We start from the raw sequence: 4,643 nt of genomic DNA on the forward strand, positions 1-4,643 counted from the left end.
CCATAGCAGTGGTTGAAGGCTTTATTTTTATCGCAATGCTAATTTTTGCATTATACTATGTCTTTGAAAAAGGATTTATGGAGTGGAAATAATGAGTGATTCTATTTTATTTGCAAGTCTTGATGATGTGATAAACTGGGGTCGATCTAATTCAGTTTGGCCGTTCACATTTGGGTTGGCATGCTGTGCTATTGAGATGATGGTATCACAGGCTGCAAAATATGATCTGGCAAGATTCGGAAGCGAGATATTCAGGTCTTCGCCAAGGCAGTCAGATCTGATGATAGTGGCCGGTACAGTGACAAAAAAGATGGCTCCAAGAATCAGAAGGCTTTATGAACAGATGGCTACTCCCAGGTATGTTATTGCTTATGGTTCATGTGCCACCTCTGGAGGACCTTATCAGGGTGCGTATTCAGTAGTGATGGGCGTGGACAAGATAATACCGGTAGACGTTTACGTACCGGGCTGCCCACCAACACCAGACTCACTTTTAAATGGCGTGATGTTGCTACAGAAAAAGATAAGAGAGGGAAAAACAGAGAGGTGAATGATATGATAGTTGAAGAAGGTACCACTAAAGATAACGTTAAGTTTTATGTAGTAGATAAAGAGCACTTGGTCGAGGAGCTTCAAAAAAAGAAAGAAGAGGGTTGGGATTATCTGGTACTGATGTCTGGAGTAGACAGGAAAGAGTACCTAGAAGTAGTATATCATCTATCATCATATTCTAAAAAAGGGTTAATTATAATCAAGGCAAGGACCAAGGATGAAAAGTTACCATCTGCAAGCAAGCTCTGGGAAGCTGCGACATGGTTCGAGCGTGAAATCTACGATCTTGTGGGAGTAAAATTTGAAGGGCATCCCAATCTGACTCGGCTGTTTTTGCCGGAGGGATGGGTAGGGCATCCGTTAAGAAAGAGCTATGATATGAACAAAGAGCAATTTGTAAATATGGATGATGAAGGAAAAGATGTAGTAAGCTTTGATTCAAAGGATGGGTGGTGAAATTGGAAGAGAAGATATTAGAGGTGAATTTTGGGCCACAACATCCAGCTACTCATGGTGTATTGAGGGTCAAGGTGAAACTTGATGGAGAATATGTATTAGAAGCTCAGCCAATTCTAGGATATCTGCACAGAAATGCAGAAAAATTGTCGGAAATGAAATATTATGTTCAATCTACAATTTTTATGGACAGACTGGATTATGTATCAGCACATCAGATGGAGCTAGGGTACGTCCTTGCGGCAGAGAAATTGGTGGAGGTGGAGGCGCCGGAAAGAGCGAATTATATAAGGGTTTTGTTTGCAGAACTGAACAGGATCGCAAGCCACCTGGTATTTATTGCCGCGTTTGGACTTGATGCGGGAATGATGACACCTTTCTTCTACTGTTTCAGAGAGCGAGAAAAGATCATTGAAATGTATGAGATGACATCTGGGGCAAGATTAGAGTACAATTATTTCAGCATTGGTGGGGTATACAAGGACCTGCCAGAAGGGTTTGAGGAAAAATTCAAGGCATTTTACGAAGAGTTTCCAAAGAAGATGGAAGAGATCCGAAATTTATTTGCTACAAATGAGATATTTGTATCAAGAACTAAAAAGATAGGTATATTAAAGCCTGAAGACGCCAAAAGCCTGAGTGTTACAGGGCCGGTATTAAGAGCTTCTGGAGTGCCCTTCGATATCAGAAAAGAATATCCTTATCTTATGTATGATAAGCTGGATTTTGACATACCTACATACAGTGTAGGGGATGTATATAACAGATTTATGATCAGATTTGACGAAATGAAGCAGTCTCTGAGAATTGCAAAGCAGGTAATGGACAAGATGCCTGGTGGAGAATACTATAATCAAAAAGCGAGAAAACAATTCATGCTCAGGCTGAAGGGTACAGGGGAGGTATATTCGAGAACAGAGTCTTCAAGAGGCGAGTTTGGCATTTACCTGATCGGAGATGGTACACCGAAGCCTTACAGAGTACGTATAAGAAGCCCGACATTTCACAATATGACAGCAATACCCGTAGTATCAAGAGGATATAAGATTTCAGATATGGTATTGTCCATTTCCTCAATGGACCCAGTGTTTGGAGAGGTGGATAGATGAATATATATCTTTTTATAGATACAGTTCTAAAGAAAATAGGACTTAACATTTCTGCATGGCCATATGGATACATATTGCAGCCACTGCTTATATATCTTATAGAAGCGATTCTGGTATTCTTATTTGTTGCAATAATGATCATTATTGTAATATATTTATTCAGAAAATATATGGCAGATCTGCAAGAGAGAATAGGACCTAACCGTGTTGGTCCTTTCGGTTCATTTCAGCTCATTGCAGATGCCCTGAAAATGTTTGCAAAGGAGGACATAGTTCCTGATAAGGCGGACAAGACCTCATTTTTGTTAGCGCCATACGTGGTATTTATACCATTGGTGCTGGTATTTGTATTGATCCCCTATGGTACTTTTTATCTTACGGGCAACATAATATTTTCTAACGTAATTGTTACGTTTATATTGATACTTGCATTTTCAGCAATTTCACCAATTGGTGAGATCATAGCAGGTGCGGCTTCAAACAGCAAATTTGCACTTATCGGGGCATGGAGAACTGCAGCACAGGACATCAGTTATGAAGTACCATTATTGATTGCTGCACTGGGTGTGATAATGATGGCTTCATCAACAAACGTGAACAATATAGTATCTGCTCAAAGCATACCATTTATAATTTTGCAACCTCTTGGCTTTATTGTATTTTTTATGGGAATGTTGGCCAAGGCATCACTGGTACCGTTCGATTTGCCAGAAAGTGAAAGTGAGCTAGTTGCAGGGTTTCAAACAGAATATTCCGGGCTTAGGTTTGGATTATTTTATCTTGGTGTATTTGGAAATGTATTCTTGGTATCATTGCTTATCTCAACTCTCTATCTGGGTGGGTATGGTGGATTCTGGTTTTTGCCAGGCGTAATCTGGTTACTTATAAAAACGTTCATACTGGTATTCATATTCTTATCATTCTGGATCGCAATGCCTAGAGTGAGAGTAGACCTGTTTATGAAATTTGGGTGGAAGTATCTTTTACCCATCGCATTGATCAACTTGATCTGGGTTACTTTATACGTGATGTGGTGGTAAAAATGAGTGATAAGTTAAAAGGAATCAGAGGCGTGTTCAAAGGGTTCAGGATAGTGTTTTCATATTTTACTAAAAAGAGAGTTACTTTTCAGTATCCTGAAGAGAAAAGGGAATTACCTGAGCGTTTTAGAGGGAGGGTAACCCTGGACCTGGATACATGTATCGGGTGCAGCTTATGTTCTCAGATTTGCCCTAACCACTGTGATGTAATGGTAGAATATGATTATGAGAACGGTAAAAACAAGAGAAAGATTTATCCATCTGTAGATATAGGAAAATGTATTTACTGCGGACTTTGCCAGGAAATATGCCCAACCGGTTCTATAACATTGAGCAAGGACTATGAAACTGCTAGATACAAGAAAGATTTTGAGTACTTACCTGACAGGTTATCCAAACCAGAAGCTGAGGTGAATAAGCAATGATCGAATATTTATTTTTGTTAATCGGGCTGATCACAATCGCATTTGCTATCATAGCAGTGCATGAAAAAAATCTGTTACATTCAGCTATTTATTTAATGTTTGTATTAATATCTATAGCTGCATTATTTATAATATTGGGAGCTCAGTATCTGGGTGCAATCCAGATTCTGGTATATGTCGGAGCAGTAATTACATTATTATTGTTTACAATAATGCTATCTGGGGGTGAAGAATCTGAAGAATAGTTTAGGTGCAGTAATAGCAATATTGTTTTTTGCCGCAATATTTTCATACATATACACCTCTACTCAAACACTTGTGCCATACACTGAAAACATAAAAACACTGGCGCAACAGATTTTTGGACCTTATGTTTTAACCTTTGAGCTTCTATCAGTACTGCTTGTTATAGCGATGTTAGGTGCACTTTACCTCGCTGAAAGGGGGAATAAAGAATGACACCCATACCATTACTTTACGTATTATCAATTAGCCTAGCATTATTTTCGGTTGGACTATATGGGTTGTTAACTGTAAAAGGAGGAATAAAATTATTGATAAGCATAGAAATATTGATCAATGCCGCAAACCTGAATATTGCAGGCATAGCCTCTTTTTACAATGATGCAAATGGAATAATTTTCGTACTTTTTTCAATAGCTATCGCGGCTGCAGAATCGGTAGTCGGATTTGCGATACTTGTTGCTTTAAGACGAAAAACCTCTGGAATCAGTCTTAGCTCTTTGAAAGATTTAAGGTGGTAACATGAATAATATAGAGATCTTTGGATTCTTAATATTTCTAATACCCATGATAGCATTTCCAATAACGTTACTTGCTGGGAAATTAAAGAAAAGTGTGGCAGGAATAATAGCTACTTCTTCCATATTCCTATCTTTCTTGCTGGCACTGTTCATATTTATCACTGACGGACATAACATACAGCTTAACCCTGTTATTGTAACGTTTCCATGGTTCTTCAATTTTACGTTTGGTATATATTTGGATTCATTAGCTTTGGTAATGGTCTTAATGGTTTCTGGAGTATCGTTTTTAATACA

General features: G+C 38.5%; 9 protein-coding genes. All 9 read left to right on the plus strand.

Annotated elements, in window-relative coordinates; genetic code table 11:
• The first annotated feature begins 91 nt into the window (after nucleotides 1-91).
• Nucleotides 92-550 (plus strand): NADH-quinone oxidoreductase subunit B family protein, encoded by a 459-nt coding sequence (locus QXQ25_00970; protein ID MEM0160277.1) that lies wholly within the window; start codon nucleotides 92-94, stop codon nucleotides 548-550.
• 5 nt (nucleotides 551-555) lie between these two features.
• Nucleotides 556-1,008 carry an NADH-quinone oxidoreductase subunit C gene (locus QXQ25_00975; protein MEM0160278.1) on the plus strand — a complete coding sequence of 151 codons (453 nt, stop codon included), beginning with the start codon at nucleotides 556-558 and terminating at the stop codon, nucleotides 1,006-1,008.
• The gene (locus QXQ25_00980) at nucleotides 1,005-2,117 is read left to right on the plus strand and encodes an NADH-quinone oxidoreductase subunit D (GenBank protein MEM0160279.1); all 1,113 of its coding nucleotides are present in this window, start codon (nucleotides 1,005-1,007) and stop codon (nucleotides 2,115-2,117) included. The genes QXQ25_00975 and QXQ25_00980 overlap by 4 nt, the downstream gene beginning before the upstream one ends.
• A complete protein-coding gene (gene nuoH, locus QXQ25_00985) occupies nucleotides 2,114-3,157 on the plus strand; it encodes an NADH-quinone oxidoreductase subunit NuoH (protein MEM0160280.1) in 1,044 nt (347 codons plus the stop codon). Before QXQ25_00980 ends, nuoH begins: the two co-directional genes overlap by 4 nt.
• 2 nt (nucleotides 3,158-3,159) lie before the next feature.
• A complete protein-coding gene (locus QXQ25_00990; GenBank protein MEM0160281.1) occupies nucleotides 3,160-3,582 on the plus strand; it encodes an NADH-quinone oxidoreductase subunit I in 423 nt (140 codons plus the stop codon).
• Nucleotides 3,579-3,827, plus strand: a complete 249-nt coding sequence (locus tag QXQ25_00995; protein ID MEM0160282.1) for an NADH-quinone oxidoreductase subunit J — start codon at nucleotides 3,579-3,581, stop codon at nucleotides 3,825-3,827. The genes QXQ25_00990 and QXQ25_00995 overlap by 4 nt, the downstream gene beginning before the upstream one ends.
• Nucleotides 3,808-4,041 carry an NADH-quinone oxidoreductase subunit J gene (locus QXQ25_01000; protein MEM0160283.1) on the plus strand — a complete coding sequence of 78 codons (234 nt, stop codon included), beginning with the start codon at nucleotides 3,808-3,810 and terminating at the stop codon, nucleotides 4,039-4,041. The genes QXQ25_00995 and QXQ25_01000 overlap by 20 nt, the downstream gene beginning before the upstream one ends.
• Entirely contained in the window at nucleotides 4,038-4,346 is a 309-nt protein-coding gene (gene nuoK, locus QXQ25_01005; GenBank protein ID MEM0160284.1) for an NADH-quinone oxidoreductase subunit NuoK, read from the plus strand. The genes QXQ25_01000 and nuoK overlap by 4 nt, the downstream gene beginning before the upstream one ends.
• A gap of 1 nt (nucleotide 4,347) precedes the next feature.
• Nucleotides 4,348-4,643 (plus strand): NADH-quinone oxidoreductase subunit L (locus QXQ25_01010; protein ID MEM0160285.1); only part of this gene is annotated, 296 nt, incomplete at its 3' end.

This window comes from Thermoplasmata archaeon (genome assembly GCA_038729465.1).
GTDB lineage: Archaea > Thermoplasmatota > Thermoplasmata > Thermoplasmatales > ARK-15 > JAVRLB01.

What these genes read in the sequence shown, in the direction of transcription:
- QXQ25_00970 (MEM0160277.1), top strand. Translation starts at nt 92, where the DNA reads ATGAGTGATTCTATTTTATTTGCAAGTCTTGATGATGTGATAAACTGG.
- QXQ25_00975 (MEM0160278.1), top strand. Translation starts at nt 556, where the DNA reads ATGATAGTTGAAGAAGGTACCACTAAAGATAACGTTAAGTTTTATGTA.
- nuoH (MEM0160280.1), top strand. Translation starts at nt 2,114, where the DNA reads ATGAATATATATCTTTTTATAGATACAGTTCTAAAGAAAATAGGACTT.
- QXQ25_00990 (MEM0160281.1), top strand. Translation starts at nt 3,160, where the DNA reads ATGAGTGATAAGTTAAAAGGAATCAGAGGCGTGTTCAAAGGGTTCAGG.
- QXQ25_00995 (MEM0160282.1), top strand. Translation starts at nt 3,579, where the DNA reads ATGATCGAATATTTATTTTTGTTAATCGGGCTGATCACAATCGCATTT.
- nuoK (MEM0160284.1), top strand. Translation starts at nt 4,038, where the DNA reads ATGACACCCATACCATTACTTTACGTATTATCAATTAGCCTAGCATTA.